The following is a 16314-nucleotide window of genomic DNA, read 5'->3' as shown; positions in this document are numbered from 1 at the left end:
TTGAACCCCAGAATTAAGAGTGTTGTCAGTTTTAGTGGTTGTAAACATATATTTTGTAAGCGCTTACATGTTGAGTGTAAGAAAAACACACAGCATTATATTTCGGTGAGTTATGTAAGCGCTTACAAATGATATTGTCTGGAAGGGGATTGGTCAACTAATTTATTACGCTTTATTACATTCTGTTTACTAATGTACGTGGTTTTGACATCACAGGGGGGGTGTAAATGAGCTGTAATTAAGTTTAGATAAACCAATAAAGCGCAGGTATTACTTTTTAAAAGGCATTAATAACAAAGCAAGTAAGCGTGCATTGACATGTTCATCGGGGTACTGTTTTAAGCCTATATCTAGATCTTCATCACTTTTAGTGGCTTGGGCTTTGTAGCTACCAAATAACCTATCCCACCAAATCACACTAAAACCATAATTAGAGTTTGTTTCGTTAACCACTTGGCTGTGATGTATACGATGTAAAATTTGGGTCATGAGGATTAATCGTAATGGTTTTTCTATTACCGAGGGTAAACGTATATTAGCATGGTTAAATAAAGCCAACCCGTTTAACGCAATTTCAAAAATCAGCACGGCGATGGCTGGGATCCCTAATGCACTAATCGCAATTAATTTTACTAATATGCTAATAACGATTTCTATTGGGTGAAAGCGTAAACCGGTACTGGTATCTACATGAGCATCACCATGATGTACTTTATGCAAACGCCATAATATGGGTAAGCGATGAAACAATCTGTGCTGCCAATAAATTAATACATCTAACAGTAATAAGCTTAAAATGACGACCGCAACAGGTGGTAACGCTACTTGATTAAACAGCCCAATGTTGTGTTGCTGGTTAAAAACGGCGACGGCGGTTAAGCCAATGGGAATACTTAATCTTGCTGTAATCGAAGCTAAAATAACTAAACCAAAATTAGCAGTCCAACGTTTTGATGCTTTAACGGGGGATTGTCGTGCAGGTTTTAAATACTCACTTATCATCATGAGCGCTAAAATCCCCACAAAAAAGCCAAGTCGCCACCACAGCTCGTTATTCATTATTATCCTTAATGCTTAGCTCTTGTTGTTTTAAAGTATGATATCCGCCATAAATACGAGTAAATATGGTTAAGGCGCATATCACTGAAAAGATACTTGCAAGTAAAACAAAATGTTCTGGCCATATACAAAATGCAATAAATAATGCAATGGTTTCGGTGCCTTCGGCTAGGCCATTTAAATAGTAAAAACTTTTGTAATTAAATTGTGGTTTATCCAGTTTAAATTTTTCGGCGGCAATCGCAAATGCTAAAAAGCTTGAACCTGTGCCAATAAATGTGGCTAATAAAATGGCGCCTGCAATCGCATTATGCTGCGGGTTGGCTAAAATAAATCCTAACGGAATTGCTGCGTAAAATAAAAAATCTAACGTAATGTCTAAAAACCCACCGGCGCTCGAACTTTGGTTCGCATAGCGGGCAAGTGCGCCATCTAAGCCGTCTAAAATACGGTTTAAAATAATGACTAAAAGCGCAGCATGATAAAGTTCAAACGCTAGTAAGGGGACTGCCAAAACGCCCACTAAAAACCCAACCAGCGTGACTTTGTCGGCGGTTATATTGCGCTTATGGCAAAACATAACCGCAGGCGTTAACAGTGGCTTTATGACGGGGGTGATGAACTTATCTAACATATTATTTTCTCTAAATTATACTGCTGTTTTTAAAGTAACGAGCTTACCATTGGCTGCGTGTGCGTCGCTGTTATCATGGGTTACCATAATGGCAGGGAGTTTATAAGTGCGGATCTGACTGAATACCAGCTCGCGAGTATCTTCTCTTAGTTGTGCATCGAGTTTACTAAAGGGCTCATCAAGTAAAATGGCTTTAGGCTCGCTTAACAACATACGCAGTAACGCAACGCGAGCTTGCTGACCACCAGAGAGGTTATCAGGATGACGGTTTGCCATTCCCGCTAAGCCAATTTGGGCTAACGCGTTGTCAATTTTCTCTAACCGTAATTTTTTATTTCCCTTTGGCATCGCAAAGGCAATATTGCCAGCAACACTGAGGTGCGAAAACAATAAAGGGTCTTGGTATAACACCCCAATGTGACGTAGGTGGGCAGGTAATTCACTAATATTATTATTATTAAGAAAGACTTCGCCACGTGCACTAAACCCGGTGGGTAAGGTACCAATTAACCAATTCAATAAGCTTGACTTACCACTCCCAGAGGGGCCCATAATAGTTAAAATATCGCCGCCATTAACGTGTTCGTTTAAACTGAGTAATTCCTCTTTTTGGCGAAACAATTGTAAGTTTTTAATTTGTAAAGAAGACTGCATACATTAACCTGCTTTGTATTATGCTCGCGCACTTTTAAAAAAATATTTAGGAAGAACCCAAGCAATAATAAATCCAATAAATGGCAATACCATTTGTATAATGGCATAAACTGCACTGGTACGCCTGCTTGCTCCATTTGCTAACGCAACCGCTTCGGTCGTAATGGTACTAACACGGCCACCAGAAGCGAGTAGTGTAGGCAAATACTGGCCAAAACTAATTGCTAAGCCAAGTGCTGCCGCAATTAAAATAGGCGCAAATAATTGCGGTAGTTTTATCTGAAAAAACACTTTACTTGGTGGCGCTCCCAAACTGGCTGCAACTTGAGAAAAACGTGGGTCTAAACGCCTATAACTACTGGCAAGCGAGAGAAATACATACGGTAGCACAAATAATAAATGGCTAAATACCACACTAAAAAATGCGGCTTGGTGAGCAATTAATTGTTGTAGCCACACTAAACCAAATAAAAACGCAATGCTTGGCACCAGTAAAGGAAGGTATATGATTAAACTGGTTATGCGAGAAAGAGGTTTATTATCAAGTTGCTCTGCTTCTAAACATAGTAACGTAATAGCGATTGCTAAAAACGTGGCGCTAATACCGATAAATACCGTGTTAAAAAGTGCATCTCCCATTTGCATTAAAGCCTGAGTGTAATGCAGTAATACAAATTGCTCAGGTAAAGCATTTGGAAAACGCCAAAACCCTGCAAATGACCATAAAATTAACCCCACCAGTGAGAGTAAAATAAAGCTAATAACAAAAGTGGTGATTACAACGGTTATTTTTTGCCAAAAAGCGCCCCCATGATCGCGCACACCATTGGTTAACGAATCACGAAAAAACACATGGCATAGTTTTTCTCCGCCAAGCCAAATAAGTAATAATATACAGGTTATTATTAACTGTAATATTGCGCCAGCTGAGGCTTGTATTCGTAGATTTAAATCAACATCGTTAAACCATTGCATGATAGTAACGGCTAACGTAGCGGGTGTGTTTGGGCCTAAAATTAGCGGCATTTCTACGCTTGCGCTGGCATAAGCAAGTACCGCAAGAATAGGTAAACGCATTAACGGATATAAACTAGGTAACACCACTTTAAAAAACGCTGTCAGTGGGCAATAGCCTAAATTAAGTGCCACTTTGTGTTGGCTGCGTAGTTTTTTACCTAATTCAGGTTGTGCTAAGACCCCTAGCGCCATTAGTAATAAAAAAGGTAACTCTTTTAATGTTAAGCCAATAATAATGCTAATACCGTACGGATCATAAGGAAATATTCCATTGGGCGCCATTTCCCACTGACTTAACCACGGTGAGATTAAGCGCGAAATCATACCTGATGGCGCAATTAAAAAACCAACCGCAATTGCAGCAGCTGCGTGGGGAATGACCAAAATTGGACTTAGTAAACGTTCAATCGTGTGTAACCATGAACTGGTAAAAAATACCGCTAAAATCATAATGGTAATTAAAAAGGCAATAAACGTACTAACCAGTCCACTAAACATACTCAAAGCAATCATGTGTGTTATGCCTGGCGTATTACTAATAGCGATAAAGCCGTCAAAACTTAATTGTGTTTGATCAAGTGCCGGAGCCCAACCAAAAGCCGGTAACAACACAAATACCAAGCCAGCTAGTACTGGAATAATTAATAGCGTTAATAATAATTGTGGACTGAGTTTCACAATACGGGCAAACCACGAATAACGAGAAGGTGGAATGCTTTTATAAACTAATGGCTCTATTTTAGATGCGACGGTCATTGACTCACTCCATAGCGTGCTTGCCAGCCCATTTGTATTGCTTTAACCCAACTTGGATGAGGTTCATTGAGTGTTCGTTTTATCGCATCAATAGGTAGTGCACTGGGGTGTGTATTATGATGAGTAAATAAAGCTTGTTGTTTTGGTGCTAATGTATGTTGTATTAATACCGTTTTATCTCCCCACACTTCAGGGCGTTGCTTGTAAGCTTGTGCCGCAGGGCTTAATAAAAAGTTAGCCACCACTTGAGCTCCCGGTGCATGGCTTGCATTATAAGGAATCGCCACAAAATGTGTGTTACTTAAACTGCCATCGGCCATGGCATAACTTCGTATACTGGGTATTAAATCATAACGTGCTACCGCCGCTGGAATTTCTGCCGATGAAAAAGTAAACGCTAAGCTCAATTCAGTGTCATCTATTAAGCGGCGCATTTGTGCACTACTTTGCATAAAGTGACTGCCTTTTCGCCAAAGAGTAGGGTGCAGAGTATCTAAAAACTGCCAAAGAGGTGCTAATATTTTATCTTTAGTTTTAGCATTAACAACCTGGTTTAATTGATTTTTTATTTCGTCGCTACTGTGCTGATGTAATACGGTTAGCGCATATTTTAAAAAGCTCATGCCTAAATAATCCGAAGGCTTAGGGTAACTAAATCTACCTGGATTATTTTCACTCCATTTTAATAAAGCGTTTAATGTTTCCGGTGGTGTTTTAATGGTTGCACTATCGTAATAAAAAGTCAGTGAAGACTGACCCCAAGGTGATTCCATACCATTGGTAGCGATACCAAAATCATAAGTAACTGCGGGGTTATTGTTTGGGTCGGTGTATTTAAAGTTTGGTAAATAATTAGCCCATTGCGATAGCAGCAGCGAATGCTCACTCATAGTGGCAAAGTTAGCTCCATTTATCCAAATTAAATCTACGCTACCTTGGGTGTTATTATCAGCAGCCTTTTCAGCGAGCACGCGGCTGACGGCTTCACTGGTATCGGCTAGTTTTACATGGACTAAATTTATTTGATATTTTTCGTTTACTTGCTTTGCAACCCATTGAATATAAGAGTTTATTTGAGGATCGCCTCCCCAAGCATGAAAATAAACAGTTTGCAGACGAGCATGATGCTCTATTTGTTGCCAGCGCTCAGTACTTTTTTGTGTATTGGCCATATTGGCAAATGTTAAATGCGAAAAAAAAGACAGTGCAATATAAAATAAACAATATTGCACCATTTTTTTATTGCCGTTACATTGCGGCATTCAATTTCCAATCATAATCTAAAAACTTAATTTTCATTTTATCTATTTTTAATGCTTTTTGTTGTGCGGGTATTAATTTAATGGCATTAGGGTATTGTAAAATAAATTCATTAAGGCTTTTAGCCCCTCTAAAACCCATTTTAAAGTCATCACCATACCATTTAAAAATAGACGATAATTGTAACTCGTTTTGCTGCACTACATTACGTGTCATGTCAGATAAAAAACGTTTTGTTTGTTCATCAAGCTGTGCTTCAAGCTTTTCACCAGTATAGGCTTCTTCTCTTAATGCTGGGCAACCAATACTGGCACAATTTACAGCAAAGTGAATGCGTGGATCGTTGTACTTGCCACTGCCACGAATTAGCTCGTGCTCAATTTCATCTAAACTACGTGTTTTACCTAACAGAGGAATAAACTCTTTGCTCCACGGTGAACTAAAAAAGCTGCCTAAATCTTTAATCGACTCAAGATCTGGATATTTTGTCAAAATGAGCTCTACGGTCCACGCATTGTAAGCATTAATTAAAAATGCCAGTTGCTTAGGTTTGCTCCAATCATTAAATTCAGCTTCTGAAATAGCGCTGAGCGAATTTAAATAACGAGTAAGCGCTTTATGATCGTCTCCCATTGCAGCGTAATCTACTTCGGTGCTGTGGCCACGGTTAATGCTCACTACATTATTTTTAAGTAAAGTATCCCAAGCTGTATGAATACTTCGCGCGTAGCTTGAGTATGATGTTAATAACATCGTACTCAAAACTAACGACAAAGCGGCTGTTTTTATTTGCTTTATCATATTAACCTCTGCGCCATGCATGGTATTTTTCTAACCAATTTAATACTGTTTCTGGTGCGTGTGCACGTTTCCACTCGCCGGCAGCATATTTATTACCTTCGGCCCATGTAGGGTAACTATGAATAGTACCTAGTATTTTATTAAGGCCTAAACCATGCTTCATAGCCAGTACAAACTCAGCAATTAAATCGCCAGCGTGCTCAGAGACCACCGTGACTCCCAAGATTTTATCTTTGCCTTTAGGTGTAATTACTTTAATAAAGCCTTTGGTTGCGCTATCGGTAATAGCTCGGTCTAACTCTTCAAACTCAAAGCGGGTTATTTCGTAATCGATGCCTTTATCAATCGCATCTTGTTCATTTAAACCGACTCGTGCAACTTCAGGGTCAATAAAGGTCGTCCACGGGATCACACGGTAATCTACTTTAAACTTTTTAAGATGCCCAAATAAACCATTAACCGCGGCGTACCATCCCTGATGTGCTGCCACATGAGTAAATTGGTATGGGCCAACAATATCACCCGCGGCGTATATGTTAGGGTAAAGCGTCTCAAGGTATTCGTTGGTCACAACTGTACGGTTAGTTTCAATTCCAAGCTCTTCAAGGCCATAGCCTTTTAAGCGAGCACTTCTACCTACTGCACATAATAACTCATCGTATTCAATATCTATTTCGGTATCGTTATGTTTTACAACAATATATTTTTTACCGTCGCGAGATTCACAACGAAGCGCTTGGTGAGAAGTTAAAATGTTTACGCCACTTTCAACTAACGCCTCATGTGCAAATTTAGACACTTCGAGGTCTTCTTTGATCATAATGCGTTCGCTCATTTCAATTTGCGTCACACTTGAGCCTAAACGTGAAAAACTTTGTGCAAGTTCGCTACCAATAGGGCCGCCACCTAGGACAACTAATTTCTTTGGCGCTTCATCTAGCTCAGCAAATTTACTCCATAATGTGTCGCTGGTCACGTAACCTGTTTCTTCTATTCCTGGTAGTGGTGGAACAAATGGACGTGCGCCAGTGGCAATAACAATTGTACGCGCGGTAAGGGTTTGCGTGCCCCCGTCGTTTAATTTTATTTCAACTGTCCAAGGGTCTATTAATTTACCGTAGCCTTTAACAACATCAACGCCTAAATCAGTGTAACGCTCAACACTGTCGTGCGGTGCAACATCGGCAATAACTTGATGTACACGAGCCATTACTTTTTTAAATGAAAACTGTGGTGTTGCATTTTCTAAACCGTAATGTTCACCATGGCGAATTTGCTCTGCAATTTTTGCACTTTTAATGACTGCTTTACTTGGAACACAACCATAATTTAAGCAATCACCACCCATTTCACCGGCTTCGATTAATGTTACTTTTGCTTTTACAGCTGCTGCAATATAGCTTGTTACAAGCCCACCAGCACCCGCGCCGATCACAATCATATTACGGTCGAATTTTTTAGGTTTGGTATAATTTTTATATACACGACGTTTTTTTAACATGTTTAGTATTCCTTTTGCTATTAATGGGAATACCCCTAATAAAGCAAATGATAAAATTAGATTAAATGATAATATACCCGACAAGCTCTCTATTTGAGCCAATTGAGTTCCTGCATTAACAAACACAAAAGTGCCTGCGATCATACCGACTTGGCTTACCCAATAAAAAGTCCACGACTTAATGGCGGTTACGCCCATTAATAAGTTAATTAAAAAGAAGGGAAATACAGGCACTAATCGCAGCGTGAATAAGTAAAATCCGCCTTCTTTTTCTACACCCGCATCAATGGCAGCTAAACGCTCTGGAAAACGCTGTTTAATAGAGTCGCGTAGTAAATAACGAGACACCAAAAAGGCCAGTGTTGCACCAACGGTTGAGGCAAAAGAGGCCACTAATAAGCCTTCAATTAAACCAAATAGTGCGCCAGCAGCTAGCGTTAAAATAGCGGCTCCGGGAAGTGATAAAGCAGTCACCAACACATATAACAAAAAGAACCCGCCAATAACGAGGAAAGGCGATTGCGCTTTATATTCGCTAAATTGATCCATCGAGCCTTTTAAGCCATCAAGGGTGAGGAGTTGGTGCAAATTAAAGTGAAAGAACAATCCAATAGCCACTGCTGCAATCAATACCAGTAAAAGTTTTTTTATCATGTTCTCTCTCTTTTATGTCTTATCTTAAAATTTATGCGAAAGGGTTAACTTTGCGTTTATTGGCAACTCAGGAAATGCCAGTGTTGCGCCAAAGTAACCGCCTTCAAATACAGGGCGCCAGTTTTCTTGATTGGTGACATTATTTATATCTAAGCGTAGTTTTGTTGCATTAGTAAATGCGTAACTTGTATTTACGTTTAAAGTATATTGATCACGTATTTTAACGGTTGCCAAAAAATCTAATGGGTAGCTCTTGGTATATAGACCTGAGAAACCCGCTTGCCATTTCGTATTAATTGAATAATTGCCATTAATACTAAAAGATTGCTCTGGAATACCTTGTACTTGACGGTTCGATGGTGCAAAAGCAGTAAAACTTGGTGCACCGATACTCGTACCAACGACAATGTCCGCACGAGAGTCATCAAATGCATCAATTACTTGCGCTGAATCTTGGCTACTTGCAGAGTTATCGTAACGAGCATCTATATAACTATAGCCAAGTGATAGCCAATATGGATAAGCATCATAAAAAACTTGGCTTTCAAATCCTGTTGTACGAATACCTGTATTACTTCCATCACGGTTGCGTAAGCTACGACGTTGGCTAAAAATAGCGCCATCGGCATACCAGTCATTATCACTGGGGGCGTATTTAACACCAAATTCAACTAACGTATTTTCGGTGGCGAAATTTTGTTCGCTAATGGTGTTGTCACTACTTAAAGCCGTACCTCCTGCCATGCTATTTGAAGTGGCTTCGTTATAGCTGGCTGCGCCATAAGCGGTAAAATCAGTGTTAACTTGATAATTGAAGCTTAACTGACCTGAGTGAAGAGTATCGTTAATACTGTCGCTTGCTGCTTCTATACCTTGTGGGGCAAGTGGATCGCGTGCTTCGACATCATAGTAATCTAATCGGTACCCGATACTTGTGTGTAATGCATCACTCCAATCTGAATCATGCTGAATTGCAAACCCAGTTTGCCACGAACGAGAGTCGGTGGTATCTGATAAGTTGAAATCGCCGTTGCCGTCATTATCTAAGTCGTATTGTGCGCCAGGAGATACAAATACACCTGGTGTTAACTCAACTAAGCGTGCTTTTTGTGCATCAGTAAGGGCAATACGACGATTACTAATTGGACCCGTTAAGTCGATAGGTAAATCAGCTTCTGTTGTAAATTGGCTGTACCCAAGCACTTTGTTGTAGCGAACATCAAAAGCAAAAATGGTGTGTTGATTGTTGTTATATTGATAGCTCAATTCGGTACGATTTTGCGCAGTATCGGCACCATCTATAATTTCTACAAAACTGTTTTGTGCTATTTCTTCTCGTTGTAAATGTTGAAAATACGTAATGTTTTTAAGCGACGCTTTATCACTTAACTCGCGTTTATAAATACTGTGCAATAAGTACGTTGTTGCTTCGTTTATGTTATCTGGATCGGTTAATACGGTACTACGGTCGATTTCGACTAAACCGGTTGGTGAGACAATAGAGCCTGCAGCTGGTACCGTACTGCCATTAGCTTGTACACCTTGGCCCGTAATATAAAGGCCATCGTCTATGAGTGCTTGCGTTGGGCGGTTAATACCCGCATTATCTGTAAATTCAACTTGATACAGCTCAAAATTTATATCCCAGCTACTTTTATCATCAGGTAAAATACGCAGTGCTGCATATAAACTATCGCTTTTAGTGGCCGAATAATCATAAAAACTTCCATTATCTACATGCTCTAAGCTTACACGTAAACCCGCTTTATCTTTTTGTATTACGTTATTGTAATCTGCCAGTACAGTGTAATTATCCCAGCTGCCAGCTGAGGCACTTACTTTGCCTTTATTTTGTGTTGTCGAAGCCTGCTTTGAATGTAAATTTACAAAGCCGCCATTACGCTGGCTCGAACCAAATAATACCGGAGGAGCACCTTTTACCACATCTATTTGTTCTATTGAGTTAAACGATAAAGGCACACCAAAGCCATTGTTACCTGCTTGGCGGCGTGTACCATCTTGAAATAATTCCCCCAACTGTCCACGAATAGTCGGTAAGCTGGGCGCTCCAAAGCCACTTGCTGAATAGGTGTTAGGGCTCACAGCAAGGACATCTTGTAAGGTTGTAATATTAAGTTGTTCTATTAATTCGCTAGAAATTGGTGTGACAGAGCGGGCAATATCTTGTAGTGCTAAATTATCGCCAAATGGTCCACTTACTGTGGCATCTTTAACAGAGAGTCCTTGTGATGTAACGACTTGGCCAGCAACCTCAATTCGTTCAATATTATTATTTTTATTGTTGTTTGGTGCTTGAGCTGCGCTCGTGATGGTCGGTGTGCTTAAAGTCGTTGCTAATGCAATTGCCAAATATGTTTGTTTCAAAAGTTTCTCACTGCAGTTTTAATTAAATCGGCTAGGTAGACCGAAGTGCTTGTATATTTATTTCACGTTTAATTAACTTATTGTACTTAAATATCGCGATTATTGTTTTTACTTATTTAATATCACTAATTAATAGACTTTAGTTTAAAACGGGCAATAAAAAAGCGTGTTTAACAAAAATAAAAATTTAGATGAAATAAATATTTATTTATACGGTCTAGCTACTATGAAAGTTTATTTATTTTTATTTTAAGGAATGTTAATGACAACCCCGATTAGCTCAGATGTACAAAACCGCCTTCAGTGGTCACTATTATCTCTACGTATCAGTGTATTTATTGTAATGGTAATGTGGACATTCGATAAGTTTGTAAACCCAGGTCATAGTGCGCGTATTTTTGAGCATTTTTATGGGATCAGTGGTTCTACAGATATCGTGGCTTATGTATTAGGTGCGCTGCAATTAATTTTAGTATTAGCATTTGTTGCGGGTATTAAAAAGCGTATTACTTACGGCATTATCTTTGTTATGCATGGTTTATCTACACTTTCGTCATACAACCAGTATATCGATGGTTTTAATAACTTATTATTCTTTACTGCATGGCCTATGTGGGCTGCGTGTTTTGCACTTTACATTTTACGTGATCAAGACGTTAAATATACTGTGTAACGACATTAACATTGTAGGTAAATGCACCTTTGTGTGTTTACCTATATTATTATTCTGCTTTAGTTTTTCATCATTCTCTTCATCATAACTTTTGCATACGTGATGCACTTCACTGACAAAGTAGTTAAATAAAATACGTCATTTGTATTTTGTTTTCATAAAAATCGACTACATTCTAAAATAGGTACACATTTTTAGAGTTGCAAATGCAAACAAATTCTTTAGCGAACAGACTACGTTTAGTATTAATGCTAAGTGGATTCATGGTCATTGTATTTACACTTATTATCGGTTTTTTAAGTTATCAAATAAAAAGCACCTCTGAAAGAATCGTAGAAAACGATTTACCATTTTCAATAAACGCTTTATTGATGTTTGAAGAATTAGTACACATGAATGGGAACTTATTAGAGTATTTGCTTGGTGAAAGTGAAGTCACTGAGCGTTATAATACAAACTATAATGAGCTTGGTCTTTATCGCGATAAAATACCACACCAAACACAGCATCATAAAGCGCTGACTGAAATAGATACATTAGTTGAAAAATTTCATAGCACCGCTAAAAACTCAGTATTTAACATATATTCCCCTGTAGATGAGCAGCAAGCAATTAATGATATTACATCTTTAATTACCAGTGTCGCTCAGCCTTTAGAGCATAGTTTAGATGAATTTACTGCTCAGGAAATCGAAGTCGCACAAACAAGCTTAAATAATGACATGTTGAAAACTCATTTATCGGTTATCAGGTATTATTTAAAATTGGTTGATATAGCGGGCGATATAACCAATGACTTAAATCGTTTTGTATTAGGAGATACCCAAGCCAAGGCAAGCTTTGAAAGTCACAATAAAGACTTTCAACTATATTTAAATCAATTAAAAGATATTAGTGGAAAAGAATATAACATCAATAAGGTAGCGGAAATTGAAACCTTGTTTAAAAAGTTAATACAGCAAGGTGAAAGTATATTTTTACAATACGACCCTCGCAGCAAAGCGATGGCATTAAAGGCCGTTAACGAATTAGAGCAAACTACGTTTTATTACACCGATACATTATTAGATGCATTGGCTTATGAGGGAAGAGAAACAGTAAAAAACTCTGTGAATACATTAAATAATAAAGCGATTATGACCTTACTAATCATTATTTTATTATCTTTAATCATTTGTTCATTATTACTGCTTACTTTTGCGTATGCGCATCAACGTGTTTTTACCCCTATAAAATTTGTGACCACAGCAATTGCTTCTCTTCGAGCAGGTCAGAGAAATATAAAAACGCTTGATAGTTATAATAAAGATGATGAGTTAGGCAGTATCGTAGAGCATATTCTTGGTTTTCAGCGAGAATTAATAGAGCTTGATGAATTACGCAAATTAGATTTTAAAAGGGAAAAAGAATTAATTAAACAAAGAGATAAAGCAAATAAAGCTCTGGCTGATTTACAACTTACCCAAGAGAAATTAATTAATCAAGAGAAGCAGGCATTAACAGAAAAAGTAACGTCGCTTAATGCATTAGTTGCAGGGGTTGCCCATGAAGTAAATACGCCATTAGGAGTGTGCATCACAATAACAACATCGATGCATGAAGGGATTACAACGTTTTTTGAAAACTTATTGAAAAATACCTTAAGTAAATCTGATGTATTTAAATTCGAGAAGCATTTTGATGAATCAATGGTGTTATTATTATCAGCCACTCAAAGAGCAATCACATTAGTTGAAGAGTTTAAACAAGTAGCCGTTGATCATATATCAGCCAAACGTGAGAAATTTGATATTGTTAAAGTAGTAGGTGCCAAAATCTTAGTGCTAAATCAAAAGTCAGAGCGAAGGGATATTAAATATGAATTTAACAGCGACAACACCCTTTTAGTTGAATCATACCCGCAAGAGCTCATTCAAGTAGTGAATCATCTGTATCACAATGCCGTACATCACGGTTTTGCCAAAACACAATCAGGGGTTATCAGAGTCAGTGTTACAGCCGATGGTAATCACGCTGATATTGTTTTTCAAGATAATGGTGAAGGGATTGATAAAGGCCATTTAAATAAAATATTTGACCCTTTTTTTACGACCACCCCCGGCGCTGGAGGGGGCTGTGGTTTAGGCCTTCATATTGTGCATAACATAGTCACTAACTTATTAGGAGGCAGCATTAAGCTCACTAGCGAGAAAAGCAAAGGAACACTTGTCCATATTAGTATTCCTATTGATGCCCCTGATAATGTGAATAAAAAAACACCGATTAAACAGGGGGAGTTTACTAACGATTAAAAGGCACGCTTATAAGCTTTTTTTCGGCGGTAAAGCCACATTGGCAAAAATAAGACCTGCGACTAACGACATAAAAATTAAAAATGTTTGTTGACCAATATGTTCAGCGTGCACAAAGTCTTGGCCTTCTATAAGCGAATTGAGCCCTATATAAGTTTTGCTTCCAGGTACTAATACAATTAACCCTTGCATAGCAACAATGGATGCAGGAGCATTAACAATACGATTAAATAAATTACTAAATATACCTACCGAGAGCGCACCAACAAAGGTACCTAAGGTATAATCTAAATACATAGCCGAACCAATACTGGTACCGTAAGCGATAAATCCAGACGCAATAGACCAACCCGCATGTTTAAATTTGGTTCTAAAAATGACAACAAGACTACTACATAACATAAATATAGCTAACCAAGCAGTCCATTTGGGCAGGGGTTCGGGCTGTATAAAATCGGCTTGACCAAACATTGCAAGTCCAATACCTATCCCTATAAATGCACCGAAGTATAATTTAAACAACAACATCAGTGAGTCCATTACGCGTGCCGTTCCCGATACCAAATGTCGTGCAGATAATTCGGCTAAGCCAAGCGCTAGAGCAAGTCCGGGTATAAATACAATAATGGCCGACAGCACCACTAATCTAATATTTATTTCGGGGCTGATATAAATGCTGATTGCACAAGCGAGTACGGCTGAAACTATTGCTACTAAGGGTTCTAACATATGAGCAACTCGTTTTGAGCGAGCAGACCACATTACAAATAGGTACACAATAAATGTCAGTAAAGCCGACCAAATTACATCGTGCCAACTGGTCCCCATAAGCATGGCAAATGCTCCCCCCGAGGTGGCAAAAGCAATACCTGTTATTACTTTATTATAAGGGTTTGGCATATTATAAATGGCATCTAATTGCTCATCTACTTCTTGCACGCTTAAATCGTCAAGCAGCATACTATTAACTAATGCATCGGTATCGGATAAAGCGCCAAGATCGTGCTCGCCAGGGTCTACACGAGCTACATGGGTATATTCATCTTCATGGCCATCAGTCCAAATAACAAAAGTCATCGATGTTGGAGACATCACAAATGAGGATTTCAGTCCCAAATAAGTGGCCACTTCGTCTAAGTGAGCTTCTAAGCGATAGGCTGGCGTGCCATATTTATGAAGCATCTTGCCTAATTTAACAATAAATTTTCGCTTTTCTGTAAACGTTGCACTTTTCAAATCGTTTATAAACCAAGTCTAAAATAAAATAACTAATAATGTAGGCAATACAGATTAAACTACCCGCTTTGTGGCGGGATTTTAAACACAATTTCATACTTGTCTAGGATTATTTTCGGTTTAATTCTTATTTTTTTCTGCAATCCATTGCGCCATATATTGCGTACTGCGCATCGTATGATGTTTGAGCATTTGTCCTGTGAAATTAGACTCTCTATGCGCGGTTAAATTCGTGTCAATGGCGGTGATTTTTTCAATCAGTGCAGCGCTTAATTTTGCTTTGTCGTATTGCGAATTTAATATTTGAGTTGCGTTATTTTGTGCCGTATTAAATTGCTCTTTATTGTTATAAAGTGCAACAGCGGCATCAGCAATTGCTTGCTCATTGTTTGCGATTACCCCCGGCCATGGTAATGAGTTGTGCATGCCTTCGCTACCAATAGCGGTTGTCACACTGGGGGTTTGCATGATCATAGCATCGAGAAGTTTGCCTTTAATACCCGCACCAAAACGCAGTGGAGCTAAACACACACGTGCATTTTGCATCACCGTATAAGCGTCATCAGCCCAGCCTTTAATTAAAAAACCGGTTTTGGGATTGTTAAGCGCCGTGGCTTTTGGAGGCGGGTACGAGCCATAAATATGTAACTCAGCCTTAGGTAATTGTTTACGAATCAATGGCCAAATTTTTTGTAAATAAAGTACCGCATCCCAGTTTGGAGCATGCCTAAAATTACCAATAGTCATAAAATGTTGGCGTTGTTCGTACTGGTGAGTACAACTGGGTAGAGCTGCTAAATCGACCATAAAAGGTAAGTGGTGCAAAATACCAGCATCAACGTTAAATACTTCGCTGAGTAAGTTCATTTCAAAGCTTGAAATAATTAAGCTTAAATCGCAACGCAGTATGGCCGCTATTTCGCGCTTTGCGATATCTGAATGTAAGTCGCTGTGATTAAAACTACGGTTTGCTTTATGTGCCTCGTGGCGCGCATTACGCAAACATTGTAAGTCTTCAGTATCGAGTATCTTTATTGCATTGGGGCAGTATTTATCAACGCGCCAGCCAAATTGCTCTTCCATCATAAAACGGTCAAACATAACGATATCGGGGTTGTATGCTTGCACATAACTATCGAAGGTTTCGCAATTTAGCGCAATACTTTGGCTCGTAATGCCATAGTCATCAAGGTTTACCATATGCTCAGTACGTTGAGCTGGTGTGGCAAACTCTACTTGCCAATCTTGTGCTTTAAAGGCGTTGAGCAACGACAACATATGTGTGCCGGCAGCAGAAGAATTTGGCTCAGGCCAAACATAGCCAATGACCAGAACTTTTTTCATTATAAAACTCTTTTGATTGTAAGGTGACATTAGTCGGTGTTGTTTCAGA

Annotated in this window: 12 protein-coding genes; 2 read left to right on the top strand and 10 right to left on the bottom strand. The window is 38.7% G+C overall.

Translation table 11 applies throughout. The annotated features are described in order from the left end of the window. Window positions 1-270: 270 nt before the first annotated feature. Genes J8L70_RS11175 through J8L70_RS11140 form a run of 8 tightly spaced genes read right to left on the bottom strand, consistent with a single transcriptional unit; the run spans window position 271 to window position 10721 of the window. Entirely contained in the window at window positions 271-1059 is a 789-nt protein-coding gene (locus J8L70_RS11175) for a sterol desaturase family protein (RefSeq protein ID WP_211055663.1), read from the bottom strand. Then, window positions 1052-1693, bottom strand: a complete 642-nt coding sequence (locus J8L70_RS11170) for a CDP-alcohol phosphatidyltransferase family protein (RefSeq protein ID WP_211055662.1) — start codon at window positions 1691-1693, stop codon at window positions 1052-1054. The genes J8L70_RS11175 and J8L70_RS11170 overlap by 8 nt, the downstream gene beginning before the upstream one ends. A gap of 15 nt (window positions 1694-1708) precedes the next feature. Next, entirely contained in the window at window positions 1709-2347 is a 639-nt protein-coding gene (locus J8L70_RS11165; RefSeq protein ID WP_211055661.1) for an ATP-binding cassette domain-containing protein, read from the bottom strand. A gap of 18 nt (window positions 2348-2365) precedes the next feature. After that, the gene (locus J8L70_RS11160) at window positions 2366-4120 is read right to left on the bottom strand and encodes an ABC transporter permease subunit (protein WP_211055660.1); all 1755 of its coding nucleotides are present in this window, start codon (window positions 4118-4120) and stop codon (window positions 2366-2368) included. After that, the gene (locus J8L70_RS11155; protein ID WP_282098178.1) at window positions 4117-5355 is read right to left on the bottom strand and encodes an ABC transporter substrate-binding protein; all 1239 of its coding nucleotides are present in this window, start codon (window positions 5353-5355) and stop codon (window positions 4117-4119) included. Before J8L70_RS11155 ends, J8L70_RS11160 begins: the two co-directional genes overlap by 4 nt. A gap of 13 nt (window positions 5356-5368) precedes the next feature. After that, the gene (locus tag J8L70_RS11150) at window positions 5369-6181 is read right to left on the bottom strand and encodes a DUF547 domain-containing protein (RefSeq protein ID WP_247664785.1); all 813 of its coding nucleotides are present in this window, start codon (window positions 6179-6181) and stop codon (window positions 5369-5371) included. A gap of 1 nt (window position 6182) precedes the next feature. Continuing rightward, window positions 6183-8336, bottom strand: coding sequence for a bifunctional TVP38/TMEM64 family protein/FAD-dependent oxidoreductase (locus tag J8L70_RS11145; RefSeq protein ID WP_211055657.1), 2154 nt, complete (start codon window positions 8334-8336; stop codon window positions 6183-6185). Window positions 8337-8360: 24 nt separating this feature from the next. Continuing rightward, window positions 8361-10721: a TonB-dependent receptor gene (locus J8L70_RS11140; RefSeq protein ID WP_211055656.1), complete on the bottom strand. Its 2361-nt coding sequence runs from the start codon at window positions 10719-10721 to the stop codon at window positions 8361-8363. Window positions 10722-10983: 262 nt separating this feature from the next. Between J8L70_RS11140 and J8L70_RS11135 the strand changes: the two genes are divergently transcribed. Then, window positions 10984-11394, top strand: coding sequence for a hypothetical protein (locus tag J8L70_RS11135; protein ID WP_211055655.1), 411 nt, complete (start codon window positions 10984-10986; stop codon window positions 11392-11394). Between the two features lie 206 nt (window positions 11395-11600). Continuing rightward, the gene (locus J8L70_RS11130) at window positions 11601-13685 is read left to right on the top strand and encodes a HAMP domain-containing sensor histidine kinase (RefSeq protein WP_211055654.1); all 2085 of its coding nucleotides are present in this window, start codon (window positions 11601-11603) and stop codon (window positions 13683-13685) included. Between the two features lie 9 nt (window positions 13686-13694). Here J8L70_RS11130 and J8L70_RS11125 read toward each other — a convergent pair whose 3' ends face one another. Continuing rightward, window positions 13695-14921: a threonine/serine exporter family protein gene (locus J8L70_RS11125; protein ID WP_211055653.1), complete on the bottom strand. Its 1227-nt coding sequence runs from the start codon at window positions 14919-14921 to the stop codon at window positions 13695-13697. Between the two features lie 120 nt (window positions 14922-15041). Next, the gene (locus tag J8L70_RS11120; RefSeq protein ID WP_211055652.1) at window positions 15042-16265 is read right to left on the bottom strand and encodes a glycosyltransferase; all 1224 of its coding nucleotides are present in this window, start codon (window positions 16263-16265) and stop codon (window positions 15042-15044) included. Between the last annotated feature and the right edge of the window lie 49 nt (window positions 16266-16314).

Origin of the sequence: Pseudoalteromonas sp. MMG010 (assembly GCF_018100905.1) — a bacterium.
GTDB lineage: Bacteria > Pseudomonadota > Gammaproteobacteria > Enterobacterales > Alteromonadaceae > Pseudoalteromonas.
The sequence above is the reverse complement of the archived record's forward strand: the minus strand, read 5'-3'. Positions and strand labels throughout refer to the sequence as shown.